This is a genomic window from Glutamicibacter bergerei (genome assembly GCF_054495185.1).
In genome coordinates this window covers 1,972,809-1,993,341 of record NZ_CM137131.1, presented here as the reverse complement: position 1 = coordinate 1,993,341, position 20,533 = coordinate 1,972,809, and the positions used below count along the sequence as shown (strand labels likewise).

18 protein-coding genes are annotated in these 20,533 nt (G+C 56.2%); 8 read left to right on the top strand and 10 right to left on the bottom strand.

Going from position 1 to position 20,533, the window contains the following annotated elements:
* Positions 1-46 precede the first annotated feature (46 nt).
* From ACX5K5_RS09195 to ACX5K5_RS09185, 3 genes are read right to left on the bottom strand one after another with little or no spacing between them, the layout of a single operon-like run.
* On the bottom strand, positions 47-664 hold the full coding sequence (locus tag ACX5K5_RS09195; RefSeq protein WP_441663990.1) for a response regulator: 618 nt from the start codon (positions 662-664) through the stop codon (positions 47-49).
* Positions 661-897: an ATP-binding protein gene (locus tag ACX5K5_RS09190; RefSeq protein WP_459174322.1), complete on the bottom strand. Its 237-nt coding sequence runs from the start codon at positions 895-897 to the stop codon at positions 661-663. The genes ACX5K5_RS09195 and ACX5K5_RS09190 overlap by 4 nt, the downstream gene beginning before the upstream one ends.
* Positions 898-902: 5 nt before the next feature.
* On the bottom strand, positions 903-1,961 hold the full coding sequence (locus ACX5K5_RS09185; RefSeq protein ID WP_459174321.1) for a sensor histidine kinase: 1,059 nt from the start codon (positions 1,959-1,961) through the stop codon (positions 903-905).
* A 188-nt stretch (positions 1,962-2,149) separates the two neighbouring features.
* On the opposite strand from ACX5K5_RS09185, the gene ACX5K5_RS09180 reads away from it, so the two are divergent.
* Positions 2,150-3,352: a glycerophosphodiester phosphodiesterase family protein gene (locus ACX5K5_RS09180; protein ID WP_459174320.1), complete on the top strand. Its 1,203-nt coding sequence runs from the start codon at positions 2,150-2,152 to the stop codon at positions 3,350-3,352.
* Between the two features lie 70 nt (positions 3,353-3,422).
* Here the strand turns inward: ACX5K5_RS09180 and helR are convergent, their stop codons facing one another.
* Positions 3,423-5,582: an RNA polymerase recycling motor ATPase HelR gene (gene helR / locus ACX5K5_RS09175; RefSeq protein ID WP_459174319.1), complete on the bottom strand. Its 2,160-nt coding sequence runs from the start codon at positions 5,580-5,582 to the stop codon at positions 3,423-3,425.
* 567 nt (positions 5,583-6,149) lie between these two features.
* On the opposite strand from helR, the gene ileS reads away from it, so the two are divergent.
* The 4 genes from ileS to ndk are packed head-to-tail and all read left to right on the top strand — an operon-like array spanning position 6,150 to position 11,627.
* A complete protein-coding gene (ileS, locus tag ACX5K5_RS09170; RefSeq protein ID WP_459174318.1) occupies positions 6,150-9,389 on the top strand; it encodes an isoleucine--tRNA ligase in 3,240 nt (1,079 codons plus the stop codon).
* Positions 9,386-10,741, top strand: coding sequence for a bifunctional folylpolyglutamate synthase/dihydrofolate synthase (locus ACX5K5_RS09165; protein WP_096254646.1), 1,356 nt, complete (start codon positions 9,386-9,388; stop codon positions 10,739-10,741). Before ileS ends, ACX5K5_RS09165 begins: the two co-directional genes overlap by 4 nt.
* Positions 10,741-11,175, top strand: coding sequence for a DUF4233 domain-containing protein (locus ACX5K5_RS09160; RefSeq protein WP_096254647.1), 435 nt, complete (start codon positions 10,741-10,743; stop codon positions 11,173-11,175). Before ACX5K5_RS09165 ends, ACX5K5_RS09160 begins: the two co-directional genes overlap by 1 nt.
* Before the next feature lie 35 nt (positions 11,176-11,210).
* Entirely contained in the window at positions 11,211-11,627 is a 417-nt protein-coding gene (ndk, locus tag ACX5K5_RS09155; RefSeq protein WP_096254648.1) for a nucleoside-diphosphate kinase, read from the top strand.
* A 201-nt stretch (positions 11,628-11,828) separates the two neighbouring features.
* Here ndk and ACX5K5_RS09150 read toward each other — a convergent pair whose 3' ends face one another.
* From ACX5K5_RS09150 to ACX5K5_RS09125, 6 genes are all read right to left on the bottom strand, one after another.
* Positions 11,829-12,080: a type II toxin-antitoxin system Phd/YefM family antitoxin gene (locus ACX5K5_RS09150; protein WP_096254649.1), complete on the bottom strand. Its 252-nt coding sequence runs from the start codon at positions 12,078-12,080 to the stop codon at positions 11,829-11,831.
* Between the two features lie 222 nt (positions 12,081-12,302).
* Positions 12,303-12,833, bottom strand: a complete 531-nt coding sequence (locus ACX5K5_RS09145) for a GNAT family N-acetyltransferase (RefSeq protein ID WP_205738248.1) — start codon at positions 12,831-12,833, stop codon at positions 12,303-12,305.
* A 74-nt stretch (positions 12,834-12,907) separates the two neighbouring features.
* On the bottom strand, positions 12,908-14,197 hold the full coding sequence (locus ACX5K5_RS09140; protein WP_188687431.1) for an AI-2E family transporter: 1,290 nt from the start codon (positions 14,195-14,197) through the stop codon (positions 12,908-12,910).
* A 196-nt stretch (positions 14,198-14,393) separates the two neighbouring features.
* Positions 14,394-14,978, bottom strand: a complete 585-nt coding sequence (locus tag ACX5K5_RS09135; protein WP_096254651.1) for a GNAT family N-acetyltransferase — start codon at positions 14,976-14,978, stop codon at positions 14,394-14,396.
* Positions 14,979-15,146: 168 nt separating this feature from the next.
* Complete coding sequence (locus ACX5K5_RS09130; RefSeq protein WP_229677242.1) at positions 15,147-15,530, bottom strand: ribosomal maturation YjgA family protein; 384 nt, start codon at positions 15,528-15,530, stop codon at positions 15,147-15,149.
* A complete protein-coding gene (locus ACX5K5_RS09125) occupies positions 15,514-16,134 on the bottom strand; it encodes a vitamin K epoxide reductase family protein (protein WP_096254653.1) in 621 nt (206 codons plus the stop codon). Before ACX5K5_RS09125 ends, ACX5K5_RS09130 begins: the two co-directional genes overlap by 17 nt.
* Positions 16,135-16,630: 496 nt before the next feature.
* Here ACX5K5_RS09125 and ACX5K5_RS09120 point away from each other — a divergent pair, with 496 nt between their 5' ends.
* From ACX5K5_RS09120 to rpmA, 3 genes are all read left to right on the top strand, one after another.
* On the top strand, positions 16,631-19,669 hold the full coding sequence (locus tag ACX5K5_RS09120) for an Rne/Rng family ribonuclease (RefSeq protein ID WP_443437866.1): 3,039 nt from the start codon (positions 16,631-16,633) through the stop codon (positions 19,667-19,669).
* A 231-nt stretch (positions 19,670-19,900) separates the two neighbouring features.
* Positions 19,901-20,209, top strand: a complete 309-nt coding sequence (gene rplU / locus ACX5K5_RS09115) for a 50S ribosomal protein L21 (protein WP_096254656.1) — start codon at positions 19,901-19,903, stop codon at positions 20,207-20,209.
* Between the two features lie 50 nt (positions 20,210-20,259).
* Positions 20,260-20,514: a 50S ribosomal protein L27 gene (rpmA, locus tag ACX5K5_RS09110; RefSeq protein ID WP_096254657.1), complete on the top strand. Its 255-nt coding sequence runs from the start codon at positions 20,260-20,262 to the stop codon at positions 20,512-20,514.
* Positions 20,515-20,533: the final 19 nt, after the last annotated feature.

Below are 20,533 nucleotides of genomic sequence, written 5' to 3'. Positions count from 1 at the left end.
ACTCGATCTCAACCCTTCGGTTGATACGCCTACTAGGAGCGGGCTGCTAAATTAGTCCGTGGTTGCGTGCAGCCTGCACCGCGGCGGTGCGTGTAGGAGCCTGCAGCTTGTCAAAAATATGCACCAAGTGAGTCTTCACGGTCGCCTCTGAGACAAACAGTGTCCGGGCTATTTCGCGGTTACTCAGTCCCGTGGCTAAGTGTTTTAATACTTCTGCTTCACGGCTGGTCAAGGCAATTTTTGGTTTGCGCAACCCGGCTACTACACGTTGGGCCATCTCCGGGGCTAGCACCGTGTGCCCGGCAGCCGCCTGGCGGACCGAATCGATGATCGTTTGGGAGGCGACATCCTTGAGCAAGTAGCCCGCGGCTCCCGCCTCGATGCACTGTAGGATCTCGGCATCCTTGTCGAAGGTGGTCAAAATGAGCACTTGGGGCGGCTTGGGTAAAGTGCGAAGTGCCGCGGTAGTAGCCACACCATTCATGCCATCTCCCAGCCGGAGGTCGCATAAGACCACATCTACCGCGGTTCGGGAGGCTAGCTCCACTGCTTCTTCACCGCTGCCAGCTTCGCTGAGTACGGAAATGTCTTCATAGTTTTCAAAGAGTGCGCGCAATCCGGTGCGCACGATTGGGTGGTCGTCAACCAGCATAAGGTTAATCAATTTCCGGCCTCAGGGTTCTTCAGTGGGACATAGGCCGACAATGCGGTACCTTCGCCCAGCGTACTTTCAATGTCTAGTCCTCCGCCTAATTCGCGTAAGCGCTGGCGCATGGCTGGTAAACCGAATCCACCGGATTCCAAGTTCTTTCCCACGTTGGATTGCCAATGTGCAAGGCTGAATCCAATGCCGTCATCAACGATATCCAATCTGATGGCATCCCCGGTATCTGCCAACGAGACTACCCTACCGTGCGGGTGGCCTGCGCGTGGCGGCGCACGTTCGCAAGCGCCGACTGGGCGGTGCGTAGCAGGGCCACCTGGATTCCGGGATCCAGCACTGGAAGGTCGGCATCCACCCGTAGCTCGCTGGAGACCGCACAGTCCTTTTCAAAGTCTTCGAGCATACGCCGCAGTGCTCCGGCGAGCGCTTGGGAATCTAATTCGCTCGGGGACATGGCGGCAATGATCCTGCGCAGGTCCGAGAGCCCTTGCCCGGAGAGCTCTTCGATTCTTTCCAAGGCGTTGGTTGCTTGGCCAGTTTGCTGCGTGTGGAGGGCAGCTTTGGCATGGAGCCCAATGGAAGAGAGCTGTTGCGCGATGGTGTCATGGATTTCTCTGGCCACTCGGGTACGTTCGGCCAGTGCTCCGGCTTCATGCTGGGAGCGCGCCAGTTCCTCTTGGAGGTCAGCCATTTCGTGATGCGCGCGCAAGAGCGAGGAGACAAGCTCGTTGCGTTCGGCAATATCGCGCTCGAGCTGTAAATATCCGCGGGAGATGCCCCAAGCGAAGGTGCCACCGACCAGTGGGCCAACTACTCCGGAGACTGTGGTTTCACCATTGTGCAGGAAAGGCGCCACAACGGTGAGCACATATACAGCCGCGGACCAGACAATGGAAAGCCCTAAAGCTAATTGGTGGCCTATGAGCAGCCAGAGGCTAAAGGCAACCCACATGAATTCCGGTGAGGCGCTCATTCCGAGCGCCCAGATGGCAACGAGCACGGCGAGCCAATATCCCGGTAGCCGGGTACTTCCCTTGGAACGGAGAATCAAGAATCCGAAGAGGTACCACAGAGCAAAAAGTCCTGCCGCGGCGATGGCTAACCAGAGACTGGATGCTGCGGTCGATGCTGCCCGAAGCAGCGCGACAAGGAGCAGAACCGCCGTAATCAAGTGTTGGCCCCAGCGCAGAGCTCGTACCGAGAGTGCTCGTTGTTGTGCGGCTTTCGGTGAAAACTTCGATGTTCCGGACAGTGGCACGGTGGCTTCGCCGGGCATGTTCATGACTTGCCTGCCCATGGTCTAAAACTCATGAGTCTGACTCTATCGAAAGCATTTGCCCCAATGGCGTTGCGTGTGGACCTTTGATGACGTGGCGGGGGACTGAACAAGACTTTAGCTCTGCTTCATCTTGTGTTTGAGATCGAGTTGTTTCCATCGGGAAAGGTGAATCGCGAAGCATTCTCAAGACAAAGGATATTGAAGAAATGAAATTCCGTTCCCTAGCAGTGGGCGCCTTGACCGCCTGTTTAGCCGCCACCGCAGTAAGCCCGGTACTGGCAGACACTCCGAAGCACAGCGGTGAGACGATCTTGATAGGTCATCGTGGTGCCGCAGGCGTCGCGCCGGAAAACACGATTTCGGCCATTGAAGCCGGAAGCCGCTCTGGAGCAGGGTTTGTGGAGATTGACATCCAGCTCTCGGCAGACGGCGTGCCGTTCATTTTCCACGACGAGACTCCCGCACGCACCAGCAACGTGGCTGAGGTTTTCCCGGGCCGTGAGAATGACCCGATTACCTCGTTCACCTGGGATGAGCTTCAGCGCCTGGATGTTGGTTCGTATTTCTCAGCGCAGTTCGCAGGCGAAAAGATCCCGCACTTTGACGATGTGGCTGATGCACTGACCGGCGAAACGGGAGTGTTCATCGAGATCAAGTCGCCGGCGAAGTCCCCTGGGGTAGAACAGGTTGTGGCCGATTACCTTAAAACCGATCCGCAGTGGAGCGCACTGGAAGCGGGAGGAAAAATCGAGGTTCTCAGCTTTGATGCAGCCTCGAACAAACGATTCGCCGCGCTCGCTCCAGAGGTACCGCTGCAGCAACTGCTTGGATCCGTGCCGAGTGCTGCGGAACTGGAAGAAATTGCCAGCTACGCAGATTCCTTCGGTACTAGCTACCGCACCCTTGACGCTGCCGGATCCGAGCGCGTGAAAGCTGCCGGACTGGGTCTAGGGGTCTACACCGTCAATTCTGTGCAGGCCGCCGAGGCTTCTTTGGACCTTGGCGTGGAGCGCTTGACCGGTGATTTCCCCGCACAGATCCACCGTCACCTGAAGGGCCAGAAAGTCTTCCCCTCGAACAACGGTGTGCTGATCACAGACTCGGTCAACGATGTCCCGGGCAATGACGTTCAAGCCGAGACCGGTGAACATGTGGTGCTGGCCAACAAGTCCAAGCGCACGATTGACGTATCGGGATACCTGATTCGGGATGCCGGCAATAACGTGCTGTCCATCGGTGAAGGGTATTCGCTGCAGCCAGGCCAAGAGCTGCGGGTCTACACCGGCCCGGGGACTAACTCTGCACAGGCGTACTACAACGGCGGCACTGCGAGTGTGCTGAACAACGGTGGAGATTCGGTGGCGTTGTGGACGGCAAAAGATAAGCTGGCCGATACTTTCGCCAACTAGTCGCCGGTTCAGGACCGTTCGCCGGGCAATGGAGTTGATTATCCGTTGCCCGGTGAACACGTTCTGCCGGCTAACGCGGCTCGTCGGAAAGCACTACGAGCAGTGCGGTAGCACGTGTCATCGCAACATACCTGTGCACCGCTCCCGCGATTCCCTTGCCGAATCTTTCTGGCCGGTTCAGAATGACCAGATCGAATTCGAGGCCTTTTGACTGTGCCGGACTGAGCGAGCGGATCCTTTGCGTCGCGGCAAATGCCGGGTCGCCAATGACCACGCCAACGCCCAAGGGATTTTCGCCCAGCCACTGCTCCAATAGTTCGGTCTGCTGGTTGGGGTTTGCGTAAATGACCTGGGCACCGTCGGTACGAATTGACCTAGGGACGTTAGCATCCGGTAATTCTTGGCGTATGACGGTGGCGGCCGCATCCATGATCTGCTGCGTGGTGCGGTAATTCACCCCGAGTGCCGACACCCGGCAGTGGGTAATGCCGGCCCGACCCAACCGTTCCTCCCAGGACTCGGTGAATCCGCTGGCGGCCTGGGCTCTGTCTCCGACAATGGTCAGGCTTCCAGACGGGCAACGCCGTAACACCATGGCCCATTGGGCATCAGTGAGATCTTGCGCTTCATCGATAATGACATGCGCAAAAGGGCCGGCGAGAACATCGGCGGATGATTCGACATCCGTGCGCTGTTGGACGAGTTTTTCTTGGAGATCCTCATTGCGTAGCTGCGATGACAGGTCTTCGGTGTCATCGGCCGCGGCGACCAGATCGCCGATGACTCGAAGCATCATCTCTCGCTCTGCGGCAAGCACACTCTCGCGGCGGTGTCTGGCTATTTCAACATCGGGCTCACCGACCAGATGCCGGGCCGCATCCAGCAACGGGCCGTCTTCGATGGTGAAGGCGCTTTGTTGTTCGCGCAGCAGGCTCTCTAGCTCCGAATTGGCGAACCACGGTGCACTGAAGCGCAGCAACGTCGGGATGGAATACAAGGCACGCAGCAGTTTTTGCGGATCTAGTATGGGCCAGTGGTCCTCGAATGCTTGCGCTAACTGTGGATTGCGGGCTAACTCCGCATGGATCTGTGCCGCAGGGGCACAGTCCTTCGGCAGCTGATCGATCAAGATCTGCTCAAGTGCATCCCGAATCTGGGATCTGGATTCGTTGTGGTTGGTTCCTGGCTCTACCGATGCCACGGCATTCATCCACTGCTGTACCGTCACACTCACATCTGCCCAGCTAGTCTCAATCTCTAGATCTTGAGCCGGTGGTTGCTGGAATACCGTCACGGCACGTTGCACAACTTCGAGCATCCGCCTAGAGGATTTCAGCTTCGCCACAGAGCAGGACTCTTCAAAATCCGCACCGTGAACTTCAGGAACCAAATTCTGCAAGGTGCTGACCAGTACTTCTTCCTCGCCGAGGTTGGGCAGAATGTCCGAGACATAGGCGGTGTAGGCCGCATGCGGGCCGAGTACCAATACCCGTCCGCGGCCACTGGGCAGCGGGGCGTCGGCGTGCAGCAAATAGGCGGCGCGGTGTAAGGCAACTACCGTTTTCCCAGTTCCGGGACCGCCATCAACCACTAACGCACCCTTGGCCGAACTGCGGATGATGGCGTCTTGGTCTGCCTGGATGGTTGAGAGCACGTCCTGCATTTTTCCCGCACGATTGGCGCCGAGCGAAGCCAAGAATGAGGAATGCTCATCCAAAGATGGGCTTGCGGCCAGTTGCGCCAGGTCAAAAACTTCATCCCAGAAATCGACAACTTTCCCCTGCCTCCAACGGTAGCGGCGACGACTGGTCAGGTTCAGCGGATGTGCATGCGTCGCAGCGAAAAACGGCTCGGCGGCCGGGGCCCGCCAATCGACCAGCAGTTGGCCAGAGTTTTCATCAGCGAGTCCGACTCTGCCCACGTAGGTGCGTGCCCCGGTGGCGGCATTGACCATGAAGCCCAAGCAGGCATCTGGTCCCATCCGATCCAGCGCGTGCAAGCGGCGGGCTAATTGATTTAAGTCCACGTCTCGTTCCAGAGACTGCTGCAAGATCCCCGCTCGGTCTTGGCCCCGCCTGGCTAGGCGCTCAGTGACCTCGTGGCGTTGAGTGGTCAATCGTTGGGCGATGCGGCAAAGATGTTCTTGGTCTTCTTCAACTGCCGTGTAAATCTGTGGGTCCTCCAAGGAATCTGATAGCTGGAAGTAGCTGGGCAAGGGATCGGTACTCATCCGCTGTAGCTCCGGTCTGTGTTTGCGGGTAATCAAGAGGCAAGAACCCATTGTGAGCCCTGCTGGGGGCCTTGCGGCAAGGGCCCCAGCAGGCTATATTCTGAAAATGAAGGACCTAATAATTCTTCCTTGAACCCGCGCTGACCAGACACCGGATGACGTGGGAACTACTCATTTTCGGCCATCAGGATCTGTTGCACGGCGCCGAGTTCCGCGCCGGAAGACACTGGCGAAGCGTGCAGGCTGTAGCCCGAATAATTTCCGCGGAAGTGATCCGGCTTTCATGAGGCTGGATTGAGTTTTCAGCGTCGTCAAGACGCGCTAGACTGGTAGATGTAAGACATTGATCCGGATATCACCGGGGAGTCCTTGGAAGAAGAATCAAGGTGCAGCTTTGCACATGATCCAGTAGAACCAAGCGGGACCAGCCCGTCATAGCTGATGAGAAGCGGTTTTTCACTTTTTGCGTGAGCATCACGGTGGGAAATAAGCGGGGTGGTACCGCGGCCAAGTGTCGTCCTCGTAGGCAAGATTTTTTGACCCTACGCTTGAAGGATGGCCATTTCGATGAGCTTCTACCCAAAGGTCACTACCGACCCGACCGGTTCAACCCCGGCCTCACCGCGTTTCCCAGAAATTGAGAAGCGAGTCCTCGAATACTGGAAGAATGACGGCACCTTCCAGGCCTCCATTGACCAGCGTGAGGGTGAAGAGTTCGTCTTCTACGATGGTCCTCCTTTCGCTAACGGCCTGCCGCACTACGGCCACCTGCTCACCGGCTACGTCAAGGACCTGGTGGCCCGCTACCAGACCCAGCGTGGCAAACGCGTAGAACGCCGCTTCGGCTGGGATACCCACGGATTGCCAGCCGAGCTGGAAGCCATGAAGCAGCTGGGCATGACCGACAAGCAGCAGATCGAGTCGATGGGTATCGACAAGTTCAACGATGCTTGCCGCACCTCGGTGATGAAATACGCCGATGAGTGGAAGCAATACGTCAACCGCCAAGCACGTTGGGTTGACTTCGAAAATGACTACAAGACCCTGAACGTTGAGTTCATGGAATCGGTCATCTGGGCCTTCAAGCAGCTTTCGGACAAGGGCCTGACCTACCAGGGCTTCCGCGTCCTGCCTTACTGCTGGAAAGACGAAACCCCGCTGTCCAACCACGAGCTGCGCATGGACGACGACGTGTACAAGAACCGCCAGGACCAGACGGTCACCGTCGGCTTCACGATTCTTGCCGGGGAAACTGAAGTTTCCAAGGAACTTGCCGGCGTTCAGGCATTGGCCTGGACGACGACCCCTTGGACCCTGCCGACTAACGCGGCCCTGGCCGTGCACCCAGCGATCGAATACGTTGTTGTGCCTGCAGGTGAGGCCGGTGTGAAGGCTTCCGCTGCCGCCGGACCATTCTTGCTGGCCAAAGACCTACTTGGCTCCTATGCAAAAGATCTTGGCTACAAAGACGCGAAGGAAGCCGCCTCGGCGATCACCGCGAGTTTCCAAGGCTCCGAACTTGCGGGGGTCCGCTACGAACCACTGTGGGACACCTTTACCGATACCGAAAAATACGGTACCGAAAACGCTTGGCAGATTGTTACCGCTGACTACGTCACCGTGGGTGACGGTACCGGTATCGTGCACCAGGCCCCGGCTTACGGCGAAGACGACCAGCAGGTCTGTGAAGCACACGGCATCCCGGTAGTGCTCTCGATAGACGAGGGTGCGAAGTTCCTTCCACTGTTTGCTGGCGGCCCACTGAACGACATCGCCGGCGTGCAGGTTTTCGACGCTAACAAAACCATCACGAACGTACTGAAGGAAGACGCCCGCTTGGTTAAGCAGGCTTCCTATGAGCACTCCTACCCACACTGCTGGCGCTGCCGTACGCCACTGATCTACCGCGCCATCTCCTCGTGGTACGTGGAAGTCACCAAGATCAAGGACCGGATGGTCGAGCTCAATGAGCAGATCAACTGGATCCCAGGCAACGTGAAGCACGGCCAGTTCGGTAAGTGGCTGGAAAACGCCCGCGACTGGTCCATCTCACGCAACCGCTACTGGGGTTCGCCAATCCCAGTATGGGAATGCTCGGGCGTTGAGTGTACCCACCGCGAGGTCTTTGGCTCGCTTGAAGAGATCAAGAACTTCTTCGGACGCCTTCCGCTGAATCATGAAGGACAGCCAGACCTGCACCGACCATTCATCGATGAGCTGACCAAGGCTCACGAGGGTTGCGCCGTAGGCGGCACTCTCTCACGCGTTGAAGACGTGCTTGATGTCTGGTTCGACTCAGGTTCCATGCCTTACGCACAGGTCCACTACCCATTTGAAAACGGTCAGTGGTTCGACTCAGGTCACCACCCAGCAGATTTCATCGTGGAGTACATTGGCCAGACTCGTGGTTGGTTCTACACCATGCACGTGCTGTCCACCGCACTGTTTGACCGCCCGGCCTACACCAACGTCATCTCCCATGGCATTGTGCTCGGATCCGACGGGCAGAAGATGTCCAAGTCGTTGCAGAACTACCCGAACGTCAACGAAGTTTTGGACCGCGACGGTTCCGACGCGATGCGTTGGTTCCTGATGGCCTCACCAATTCTGCGTGGTGGCAATCTGGTAGTGACCGAGCAGGGTATCCGCGATGGCGTGCGTCAAGTCCTGCTGCCCCTATGGAACGTCTGGCACTTCTTCAACCTGTACACCAACTCCGCGAATAACGGAGCCGGCTACGAAGCTAAGCGTTCAACCAGCTCTACTGACCCACTGGATCAGTACATGCTCGCGGCCACCGGAGAACTCGTTCGCGAAGTCACCGAAGCACTGGACTCCTATGAAGTATCGGATGCTACCGAAGCTGTTCGTCACTACATGGACACGCTGACCAACTGGTACGTGCGCCGTTCGCGCCAGCGCTTCTTCGACGAAGATACTCAGGCCTTCGACACGCTGTACACCGCGTTGGAAACCCTCGTGAAGGTTTCGGCATCGCTGTTGCCACTGGCCAGCGAAGAAATCTTCCGCGGGCTGACCGGGGAACGCTCGGTGCACCTGACCGACTGGCCAGATGCCAATGATTTCCCAGCCGATACGGTGTTGCTGGAAACCATGGACACCACCCGAAAGATCTGCTCTGTAGGCTCCTCACTGCGTAAGGCCAAAAACCTGCGCGTACGCTTGCCACTGGCAGAGCTGAAGGTAGTACTCACCGACGCAGCGCGTCTAGAAGGCACCTACGCTTCGATCATCAAGGACGAACTGAACCTGAAGTCAGTCACCCTGATCGATGCTGCCGGAGTGGACACCGCAAGTTATGGCATCAGCCAGCAGCTGGTGGTCAATGCTCGTGCTGCCGGTCCACGCTTGGGCAAGAACGTCCAGCAAGCTATCAAGGGCGCTAAGTCCGGGGACTGGTCGGTGACCGCTGGCGTGGTCACCGCTGGAGGCCTAGAACTGGCCGAGGGTGAATACACCTTGGACACCGTAGTTGATGAGGCGGCCGAAATTGCGGCAGCCGTCATCGACGGAGGCTTCTTGGTATTGGATACCGAGGTCACCGCGGAACTTGCTGCCGAAGGTACCGCCCGCGATATGGTTCGCGCCATCCAGTCGGCCCGCAAGGAAGCAGACCTGCAGGTTTCGGATCGTATTCGTACGGTCATCACCGCTACCGCGCAGACCGTTGAAGCGTTGGAAAGCAACCGCGAACTGATCAGCAGTGAAACCTTGACCGACGTCTTGGACCTGGTCATTGATGAGTCGCAGGTTGAAACGAAAATTGAAGTGGAGCGCACCGTATGAGTGATCTAGAGCGCGTCTACGCCCAGTTACTGGCTCGCGCGCCAGAAAACAAGATCGAACCACGCATGGACCCGATGTTTCGTGCCATGGAAATCTTGGGGGAGCCGCAAAAGGCTGCGCCGGTTATACACATCACCGGTACCAACGGAAAAACTTCCACCGCACGCATGATCGAGTCGCTGCTGCAGGCACACGATATCCGTACCGGACGCTACTCCTCGCCACATCTGCTGAAGGTCACCGAACGAATCAGCATTGACGGGGAACCAGTTGATGACGAGACGTTCGTGCGCGTCTGGGATGAGATAGCCCCGTTTCTGGACCTAGTCGACGCGGAACTTGCCGAGCAATCAGAGAATCGGCTGACCTACTTCGAAGCGGTGACCATCCTCGCCTTCGCGATTTTCGCCGAGGTACCGGTGGAAGTTGTTGTGTTGGAGGTAGGCCTTGGCGGAATTACCGACGCGACTAATGTGGCAGATGCCCAAGTGTCCGTGTTCACCCCGATTTCGTTGGATCATACCGATTTGCTGGGGGATACCACCGAGCTCATCGCCGAAGAAAAGGTTGGAATTCTTAAGCCAGGCGGTTACCTAGTCTCCGCACGGCAACCAGAAGACGCGGCCGAGGTATTGGTTTCTAAGGTGCGTGAACTGGAAGTTCCCATGGCCTTTGAAACCAGGGACTTCAAACTCATTGACCGCACCATGGGCGTTGGCGGACAGGTATTGTCCATAGAGGGGCAGGCGGGTCGTTACGACGAGATCTACCTGCCGCTATACGGTGCACACCAAGCACAGAACGCTGTCGTTGCACTGGCTGCCGTTGAAGCTTTCCTCGGAGGTGGCGAACGCGAACTCAACGTGGAACTTGTCCGTGATGGCTTTGCCGCCACCACCAGCCCGGGCCGACTAGAGCTGGTGCGCAGTGCACCGAGCATCTTGGTTGATGCCGGACACAATCCCGATGGTATTAAAGCCAGCGCGGAAGCAATCAAAGAATCCTTCGGCTTCTCCCGCTTGGTGCTCATGGTCGGCATCCTGCAGGAAAAGGACGCCGAAGCGATGCTTTACACCATGCGTGAAGAGTACGGTGATCTGGTTGATGACCTTTGCTTGACCCAGTCCTCTTCACCACGCGCAATTCCTGCTGGCGAACTGTCCACCATGGCTATCGAGGCTGGGTGGCCAGAGGAAGACCTACACGTCACCGAAAATCTTGAAGACGCGGTGGAGTGGTGCGTGGGACGCGCCGAATCCGGAGACGACCTGGCCGGCGGCGTACTTGTCACTGGTTCGATTACACTGGTGGGCGAAATCTCACTACTGCTCAAGGGAGGGCAGAGCTCCTAATGGCCAAGCTAACTAAGGCACAGCGCGAGTGGCGTCCGGGGATGAAAAAGAAGCCCCGATCCACCAAGGTGATGTTTGCTTCCACGGTGTTGACCTGTGAGGCGTTTCTCGCCATCTTTGTCACCCTGGCAGCTTTCGGGCTCAAGCGCGCGGAACCTGCGGTAGTGCTTAGCCTGGGTGCCGCGATGGCAGTACTGTGCATCGTCACCTGCGCGCTATTGCGTAAGCCTGCCGGCTACTTAATCGGCTGGATCCTTCAGGTGCTGTTCTTCCTGACTGGCTTCATCCTGGTAGACATGTTCTACCTGTCGGTCTTCTTTGGCCTGTGCTGGTGGTACGCGCTGAAGAAGGGTGGCGAAATGGACGTTGAAGACAAACGCCGAGCCGCTGCACAAGCCGAGTGGGACCGCGCCCACCCAAACGTAGAATCTTAATAAACCAAAGTATCTAGGAACGAAGAGGTAGAAACATGACCGAACGTACTCTCATTCTCGTCAAGCCAGACGGTGTGAAGCGCGGCCTAACCGGCCAGATCCTCGCTCGCATTGAAGCGAAGGGCTACACCATCGCCGAGTTGCAGCAGCTGAACGCAACTCGCGAGTTGCTGGCCGAGCACTACGCAGAGCACGAGGGCAAGCCATTCTACGAGCCACTGGTGGAATTCATGCTCTCGGGCCCAGTTGTTGCGATTGTTGCCGAAGGCCAGGGAGTCATCCCAGGTTTCCGCTCGCTTGCAGGTACTACCGATCCAACCAGCGCAGCACCGGGCACTATCCGTGGTGACTTCGGACGCGACTGGGGCCTGAAGGTTCAGCAGAACCTGGTTCACGGTTCGGACTCGGTTGAGTCTGCAGAACGTGAAATCGGCATCTGGTTCGCCAAGTAAGCCACGTTGTATCGCTCTTCGACGAGAGCAAAAATCCCTGTCTGCCCTCTAAAGGGCGGACAGGGATTTTTAGTATCCAGCCCGGGCTAAGCAACGCTAAGAAGCGCGAGCAGAAAAGAAATATTAAGCTGGACGGCTGAGGAAGGAGCAATGTTGCAAGCACTCAATTCACTGCTTCATGCTCAGGAGCTCCGCTGGAACTTAGAACCAGTCATCCAGGGAGTTATGCGAATGCGGTACAAGTGATGCGCTTGGAGCGGGGGATGAGCTCCATGAAGCATGAGCCGAGGCCGGTACCGAAGACTGACGAATGGAATCATAATCATCTTTGGAGAGCATGACGACAGATTCTTTGGGGGACCTGGAAACAGAGACAACTGCATGTTCGGTCACGACATTATCGACCAAACTAGAAAAATTCTTTAGTGCATCCTCATAGCTGAAATTCAGCATGAGTACCTCCTAAATATCGCAGTGAGCGCTCAAAGGCACTTCGTTGGTGTAGTCAAGCGTGGCCTGCGTTGAGATCAGATCTAACTAAAAACCGGATCTTGTTGCTGTGACAACGATTCTCCAGGCGCCGCACTTGTCACATAAAGCCGCTTCTTTCACTTGAGTCACATTAAACACATCACTAGAAGAAAGCGCAACGTTGCAGGTCTCCAGATGACGGCCCTAATCAGTTCTGAGCTTTGCGAATAGCAATGAATCGCGGCGCTGAGAATTGATGAGTTTGTGTCCGCGTAACAGCCCCTCATAGTTCAAGCCAGCCTTTTCCAAGACCCGGCGGGAAGCGGTATTCTGTGGCGCGCACGTGGCAGTGAGGCGATGCAGATCAAGAGTGCCAAAGCCTAGTTCAAGGAGCAACTGTGCCGCTTCGGTAGCGTATCCGCGACCCCAGTAGCGCTGGTTGAGGCTGTAGCCAAGCTCGCCGCACCGGTGTCGCTCGTCGGTGGTCCACACGGCCGCGGCCCCAATGAGCTGACCTTCGACGAGCATTGCCAGAGTTAACGCCTCTGTGGACGGCGTACAGGCGTCCAACAGGTACTCGTGAGTCTGCGCTTCGGTGTTCGGGCCCCATTCGGCATATCGATAGACCAGCGGGTCGGTGGCGTACTCATGTACGGCAGCAAAGTCCGAGGGCAGAAAACGACCTAGGGACACCGTTGTATGCGTGGTGATGATTTCACGTTTTATTCCAGGCACGTCTACTCCTTTCAATACAAAAAAGTCTTGGCCCCACCACAATCGGTGAGGCCAAGACAATGCACTATCGAGTTCTAGCTTTCGGCACCTCGGGGGGTGCCTTCGGGAAGAGAATCGTCGGTGTCCAGCGATTTTTTATTATCTTCTGGTTTGACCTCCGCCTCGATGTCCTTCTTGGCATCATCAACGGCATGCGAGTTATCTCTATCCGTCCAGACCTTGACCACTGCCCAAGCAGCTGCGGTCAATGGCACAGACAACACGGCGCCGATAATGCCTGCCAGCACGGTGCCGGCGGCCAGAGCGATCAAGACTACAAGAGCATGCAAGTTCAGCGCGTTGGCCATGACCACCGGCTGAAGGAAGTTACCTTCTAGCTGGTTGACGATGATTACCGCTGCCAGCACGATCAATGCGACGACTGGACCGTTGGTTACCAAGGCGATCAGCGTAGCCAAAATACCGGCCACGGTGGCACCAACCATCGGAATGAACGAACCGAGGAAGACAATAACCGCCAGCGGCAGAGCCAAAGGAACTTGCAAGATCAACAACGTCGCTGCGATACCCAGAGTATCTACGGCGGCGACTGTTGCGGTTCCACGAATGTATCCGCCGAAGGTGCGCAGAGCACGATCTCCGGAAAGAATCCACTTGTTGCGGTAGTGCTTTGGCGTCCAAGAGACGGCAAAAGCCCAGATCCGGTCGCCGTCCTTCAGGAAGAAGAACAATATCACCAGCAGTAAGACCAGTCCGGTCACGAAGCTACCGGCGGCACTGAGCGTGTTGAGCGCGCCTGTTCCGAACTGCGAACTTGTCAGGAACGAGGTGACGGAATTTACGACACTATCGATCTGCGATTGATCAATGGATAGTGGCATATTGCCAATGAAACCTTGGACCATGTCGTTGAGCTGATTAAAGCCCTCGACCGCCTGATCAACAAGCCTAGGCCATTCTTTGATGACCGAGAAGACTAAGCCGGTACCAATTCCGCCAAGCACCAATAATGAACCGAGGAAGACAATCCATGCGGAAAGCAAGGGGGAGAAGACCTTGCGCAGTTTCAGTACCAGTGGCCACAATGCGCAAGAAATAATCACCGCGAGCAGGGTCGGGATAACGATCACTGTGAGGCGCAACAAGCCAATAATAAAGAACGCTGCTAGTGTTCCGACGATTAGCAACTGTGCGCTGCGAATACCCAGACGACCGAGCATGTCCGTCCATAGCCCGGGTACTGTGAAGTTGGGCTTAGCCGCTTCAGACTCGTTGAGAAGTTCACCTACCGGAGGCTCTGGGGATGCTGACGGAGCGGCTTTTGGCTGACGCTGCGGCAACTTAAGTTTACGGAGAAAATCCATGGGTACTCCTTGTAACTGACACTAACTAGCTTCAACAATAGGCTAACGAGTGGATTAGCAATCGCCACAACGCCGAGAGAAGCTAATTTCGGGTCTGGCTTTTGTGTTTATAAGCCACTGGAGCAACAAAATGGGGTGTTTATCCACGAAAACGTGGACAAGCACCCCATCAGAGCTAGTTTGAGTCAGTAGGGGATTAGTTCCCGAAATACTCCTCGGCGAGCAAGCTCATCAGAATACGGTCATGGAATGCTCCATCGTGGAATCCTGCCTGACGGTGGCGGCCTTCCTCGCGGAAGCCGGCACGAGAGAACGTGCGCAGTGCGCGTTCGTTGTATGCCCAGATTCCCAAGCCGATTCGGTTCAGTCCCATTTCTCGGAAGCCAAAGTCAACGATCATCTTCGTTGCGACGGTGCCGTATCCCTGGCCGACGTTTGAGCCGCCAATCATCAGCATGAGTTCAGCCGAACGTGCCGGAGCGTTGAAGTTATAAAGTGCGGTGTGTCCAATCAAAGTGTCATCTGGCAGCGTCACGGACAGACCCACACCATCTTTGGTCCCACGGTTCAGGCTCCAGCTCTTAAAAAGGCTGGCAGCTTCAATTCCTGGATGAGGCAGGACAATATTTCCTTGCAGTGCCATGAATTCTGGACTGTTCCACCACTGGGTCAGGATTGGTAGATCATCGTCTTGTAGCTCACGGAGCCTAATTGTGTCCGAGATCAGTAGATTGATGCCGTAATCTTGGGCATTTTCTGTATTCCAATTGTCGCTTCCCATGACCCTAATCTAGTCGCTTTGAACTCGCTTGGGGTGATTTGGCTCATGGTGAGCAGTCGATGCGGTATTGGGCCTAAGCGAAAAATTCCCTGATTGCGCGGGGGAGTAAGCGAAAATTCGTGGGGCACCGGTGCATCAAGGTTTTCGCTAATAGCGCGAATTGGTGATTCATCGTTGCCAAATCAAATCAACTAGAAACGCGAAAAGCACACCGAAGAAGTAAGCCACTAGATCGGTTGGCGCAAAACCGGTCCCCAAAACTAACCGTGCGGGTGGGAATAAGTCCGCCACGGAGCTTGGGAAAGCAGTTAATTGCAATAGTTCCACCGCTACGCACCATCCCAGTGCCCACAATCCCACGGTAATCTGTGTGCCTGTCGGGACTAGGAACGCCACCAAAACATAGATTAAACTCGCGTAGAGAATTCCTCCGGATAGATCCGAGAGCAAACCCCAGGGCTGAAAGCGCAGGAATAAACCGATGGGAATCAGCGCCACGGCACTGATCCCCATCATGAGTCGACGCTGGCTGAGACTAGCCAAAGAAGGCATTCGGGAATCGCATGACGATTGAGGCCACAACCAGGACCCAGAGGATTGCGGTGATAATCCAGCTCCATTCGGTGACAAACTTTTTCAGTCCTGCCGAACCTGGGATGATGCCTCGGACAATATTATGTGAGGTGGTGAAGACGAAGAGGGGAATCATGACCGCCCAAACCACCATGCAGTAAGGGCATAGCGCGTTAATCTCGTAAAGTGCCTGAGACCAGAGCCAAATTACGAATACCATGGCGATGGTTACGCCGGCTTGGATGCCAATCCAGAACCAACGCTGGAATTTGGCGCCTGCGAGCAAGGCCATGCCGATGGTGATCAGTACGCCAAAGAGCACAATTCCCAGAAATGGGTTGGGGAATCCTAGGAGTGCCGCTTGGCTGGACTTCATTACGGTGCCACAGGAGACCCATGGGTTGAAGTCACAGCTGGTGATGTAATCGGGATTCTTGTAGAGCTCTAGGCGCTCTAAGACCAAAATGCCTGAAGCGATCCATGCGATCGTTCCGGTGAGTACAGCGAATATTCCATAGCCGCGCTCTTTTGCCCACCAGGGCAACACGCCCGAGTTCTGCGGACTCTCAAGTGATGAAACCATATCTTGACTATTCCATATGTTCAGTCGAATGCGGGTCAACGCGCAACTTGCATAGCTCATACTATGGAGCTTTTCTGTGCAATATATATGTGTTTGTGAACTTGCAATGAACTAAATATGAGAGAATGGAAATGGTTGTTCGCGGATCCACAGTCTGCTTTCAACCCGACGACAGACTTTTGAAACGACAGATCGTCTTGCGATGCATCGCTTCGGTTGAGTGCCCATTACGTGCGCCTCCCGAGGGAATACCGCGGATCGTAGGGCTGCAAAGGAAAGCAGCTGGTTTTCAACGGCCACGTTGAGCCGCAGCAAGTGCATATCGGATCAGTTAAATGGACCGGCATGAAACAAGCTGCGGAACACACAAGGACTTTTGTGTCTGGCCGACTCATCGAGGACGGCCTTAAGACACGTGACGAATGTTGTTTCAGCCTAGGCACCGTCTGTGGAGGTCGCCGAAGCGGGAATTTAAACTAGGAGTACGCGAATTTAAATGAGCGCATCAAATCAGCGAAAGGGAGGGGCGCAGTCAAATAAGCGAGGCAATCGTTCGCGAGCCCGCCGTACCACTGTAGCCACCACCCCCTCACGTCCACTGCGACGTGCATTAACTCTGGCCGAACTCAATGCCGCAGCCGGCGTAGAGGAAAGCCCGTTCCGTTGGCGCGCCACGCGCCGCACACAGGTATCCACTCCTGACTCGGTCAAGCGCCTGAGCCGCCAAGCCGAGCGCCGCCAGCAAGTGGCTCGTGACGCCGTCGAGCAAGCAGCCGCAGCGTCTGAAGAGAAGATTGCCTCACAAGAGACAGCAGTCGAGGTTGAGGTTGAGCAGGTTCCGGAAGAAACCGGTCCGAAGCTTGCCGCGGCAGTCACCGAGCCAACCAAGGGATCCGCGGCCAGCGAAGTTTCGCCCGAGGACCACACCGGTGCCTTGCTTGCAGAGCACGGCAACACGATGATCATGAACCCGTTCGCAATTCCAGAGGCAGCTCACACGGTAGTGCAGCATGCGGTGGCTAAGACCGCTAACCCGGTGAAGACGCGAACCCCACGCCAGCAGCACAGTGAAGAGACCGAAGACGAAGATGTCACCTCGCGTCGTCGTCGCCGTCGCCGCCGTGGAGATGTCGATCTTGAGGTTGAAGGCGGCTCGCAGGATGATCCGCCAAACACTGTGACCCGCGTTCGCGCCCCACGCGCCAGCGTTGAGTCGCAGATTCCAGCATCGGACCGCGTGACCTCGGTTCGCGGTTCCACCCGTCTGGAAGCAAAACGTCAGCGTCGCCGCGAATCGCGTGAGACCGGTCGTCGTCGTCAGGTGATTACCGAAGCCGAGTTCTTAGCTCGTCGCGAATCGGTAGAGCGCAAGATGATTGTGCGCCAGCGCGAAGATCGTATCCAGATCGGCGTGATGGAAGACGGAGTGCTCGCCGAGCACTTTGTCTCCAAGACTCAGCAAGATTCATTGATTGGCAACGTTTACCTGGGCAAGGTTCAGAATGTGTTGCCTTCTATGGAAGCTGCATTCGTGGATATTGGCCGCGGCCGTAATGCGGTGCTTTATGCCGGCGAAGTGAACTGGGATGTTGCAGCACTTGAGGGCCAGCCACGCCGCATTGAAAATGCGTTGAAGGCCGGAGATTCGGTCCTCGTGCAGGTCACCAAGGATCCAGTGGGCCACAAGGGTGCACGTCTGACCAGTCAGGTGTCCCTGCCGGGTCGTTACCTGGTTTATGTGCCAGGTGGCTCGATGACTGGTATCTCCCGCAAATTGCCAGACGTGGAACGTCAGCGCCTGAAGAAGATCTTGAAGGATCACCTGCCGGAAAACGCTGGCGTCATCGTACGTACCGCGGCCGAGGGCGCATCTGAAGAAGAGCTGACTAACGACATCAACCGCCTGCGAGCTCAGTGGGAAGGTATCGAAGCACAGTCTTCCTCAACCAAGACCCTAGCTCCAGAGCTTCTGTACTCGGAACCTGACCTCACCATCAAGGTGGTTCGTGACGTCTTCAACGAAGACTTCACCAAGCTGATAGTCTCCGGCGAACAAGCTTGGGACACCATCGAGGCTTACGTGATGTACGTGGCACCGGATCTGATGAGCCGCTTGGAGAAGTGGGAACAGTCTGAGGATATCTTCAACAATTTCCGCATTGACGAACAGATCAACAAGGCTTTGGATCGTAAGGTCTTCTTGCCATCGGGCGGTTCGCTGGTTATTGATCGTACCGAAGCAATGACCGTTATTGACGTGAATACCGGTAAGTTCACCGGCTCTGGCGGAAATCTGGAAGAAACCGTCACCAAGAATAACTTGGAAGCGGCCGAAGAAGTTGTCCGCCAGCTGCGCTTGCGTGACATTGGTGGCATTATCGTCATCGACTTCATTGACATGGTTTTGGAAGCCAACCGCGATCTGGTGCTACGCCGACTGGTCGAGTGTCTTGGCCGTGACCGCACTAAGCATCAGGTAGCTGAGGTCACCAGCCTAGGACTGGTACAGATGACGCGTAAGCGCATGGGTACAGGTTTGCTGGAGGTCTTCGGTGAAGAATGTGAAGCATGTTCCGGTAGTGGCTTCATCACCCATGAAGAGCCAGTTGAACACCGCAAATCCTTCAACTCTTCCGGTGAAGCTCACGCAAAGAAGTTCCCGGAGAAGTCTTCGTCTCAGCGTCCGGAGCGTCGTCGCCGTCGTGGCAACGAACGTGAAGACGTGAAGCCAGCAGAGCATAACGCCGAGCATCATGAATCTGAACCTAGTGAGAAGAACGAAGTTACTCGCCACGCGTTAGCCAATATTGCTGCGGCATCGCACCTTGAGCAACCTGTTGAAGCTGGTTTGAAGATTGACGGAACGAACGTCCCGGTCACTAAGGGTGAAGCTGCACAGGCTTCCTCCGAGGAGAACTCGGTAACTCTGGAAGCCTTGGAAGCCGCCCTTCCGGGCGGAGCCGAAGGGGAAGATCCGGAAGGCCTTGAGGCTGGTCGCAAGCCACGTCGCCGTTCACGATCACGTTCACGCGGACGTGGCCACGCGGACCAAGGACACGGATCCGAGCAGGCCGAAGTACAGGCATCCGCTCCAGAAACCGAAACTGAAACCTCTCAGGTTCCGGTTGCCGAAAAGCAGCCAGAACCAAATGCACGCAAGCGTGGCTCACGCCGAGCTACTCGCGCGCAGAGTGAATCCGTAGCTGTGCCCAGCTCGTCCGGACAGCCAATGCTGACTGGGCTTGCAATGCCAGCCTCGCAGGGAGCGCAGGTAGCCCAAGCTGCCGCAGCCGCTCCAGCAGCCGCAGCAACCGCTGTGGCCCCACAGAGTTCCACTAAACCAAAGCGACGCAGCCGTCGGGCCACCTCGGTCCAGGGCGATGCGCACGCAGAGGTTAGTGTGGCCGAGGTATCTGCTGCCACCGGTTCGGTGGTTCAGATGGATATCAGCAGTGCACGAAACGTAAAGCCAACAGCGGCTGCCGGGCAACCGGTAATGCTTGGTGTTGGAGTTCCGGTTCGTGAACTGAAATAAGATGAACTTGATCACGCTTCACCCGCTGGGGCAGTTTCTATTTGCCCCGGTGGTGTTGACTAGCGTAATCTGGTTGATCGGTGCTAAACGCCAAGATCACGGATTTCTGATCCGCTCGGCGTCAAGGCACAAGCGCATGAGATCCCTGATTCAGGCATCTAATTTATTAGATGTTCGGGTTGATTTCTGCGCCGGTAAGACAATAAACGTCGAGTAGAAGCGAGTACCCACGTGGTGTACGCAATTGTCCGCGCAGGCGGCCACCAGGAAAAGGTCTCCGTTGGAGACCTCATCACCGTAGACCGTCTTCGGGCTACCCCAGGTAGCTCTATTGAGCTTCCAGCCTTGTTGTTGGTAGATGGCGAGAAGGTAACTTCCGCCGCTGCTGACCTGGCTAAGGTCAAGGTTTCCGCTGAGGTTGTAGAAAACCTCCGCGGCCAGAAGATTGTTATCCAGAAGTACAAGAACAAGACCGGTTACAAGAAGCGCCAGGGCTTCCGTGCCGCTCTGACCAAGGTCAAGGTCACCTCGATCGCCTAATTTGGGCTGATCGTAATAACCAATTTTTGTAGCGAAAGAGGCTAAAAGGCATGGCACATAAGAAAGGTGCGAGTTCCACTCGCAACGGTCGCGATTCCAACGCACAGTACCTAGGCGTAAAGCGCTTTGGTGGACAGGATGTCAAGGCAGGCGAAATCATCGTCCGCCAGCGTGGCACCCACTTCCACCCAGGCGCCGGCGTAGGCCGTGGCAAGGATGACACCCTGTTCGCATTGGCTGCTGGTGCAGTCGAGTTCGGCACCCGTCGTGGTCGTCGCGTAGTGAACATTGTGACTGCTGCCTAACTTTAGGCGACAGACAATT